The organism is Sphingobium sp. CCH11-B1 (genome assembly GCF_001556865.1).
In the GTDB taxonomy this organism is placed as follows: Bacteria; Pseudomonadota; Alphaproteobacteria; order Sphingomonadales; family Sphingomonadaceae; genus Sphingobium.
Genome location: NZ_LSJY01000008.1, coordinates 1 through 736, shown reverse-complemented (window position 1 = coordinate 736; position 736 = coordinate 1). Strand labels below are relative to the sequence as shown.

1 protein-coding gene is annotated in these 736 nt (G+C 60.6%); it reads left to right on the top strand.

Annotation, left to right across the window (positions count from 1 at the left end; genetic code table 11):
• Positions 1-31 precede the first annotated feature (31 nt).
• The coding region (locus AX724_RS01555; RefSeq protein WP_066762835.1) for an IS6-like element IS6100 family transposase at positions 32-736 on the top strand (705 nt) is incomplete at its 3' end.

Here is a 736-nt window from a genome sequence, read left to right as displayed (position 1 = left end):
CATGCTTGGCGGAGATTGGACGGACGGAACGATGACGGATTTCAAGTGGCGCCATTTCCAGGGTGATGTGATCCTGTGGGCGGTGCGCTGGTATTGTCGCTATCCGATCAGCTATCGCGACCTTGAGGAAATGCTGGCGGAACGCGGCATTTCGGTCGACCATACGACGATCTATCGCTGGGTCCAGTGCTACGCCCCGGAGATGGAGAAGCGGCTGCGCTGGTTCTGGCGGCGTGGCTTTGATCCGAGCTGGCGCCTGGATGAAACCTACGTCAAGGTGCGGGGCAAGTGGACCTACCTGTACCGGGCAGTCGACAAGCGGGGCGACACGATCGATTTCTACCTGTCGCCGACCCGCAGCGCCAAGGCAGCGAAGCGGTTCCTGGGCAAGGCCCTGCGAGGCCTGAAGCACTGGGAAAAGCCTGCCACGCTCAATACCGACAAAGCGCCGAGCTATGGTGCAGCGATCACCGAATTGAAGCGCGAAGGAAAGCTGGACCGGGAGACGGCCCACCGGCAGGTGAAGTATCTCAATAACGTGATCGAGGCCGATCACGGAAAGCTCAAGATACTGATCAAGCCGGTGCGCGGTTTCAAATCGATCCCCACGGCCTATGCCACGATCAAGGGATTCGAAGTCATGCGAGCCCTGCGCAAAGGACAGGCTCGCCCCTGGTGCCTGCAGCCCGGCATCAGGGGCGAGGTGCGCCTTGTGGAGAGAGCTTTTGGCATTGGG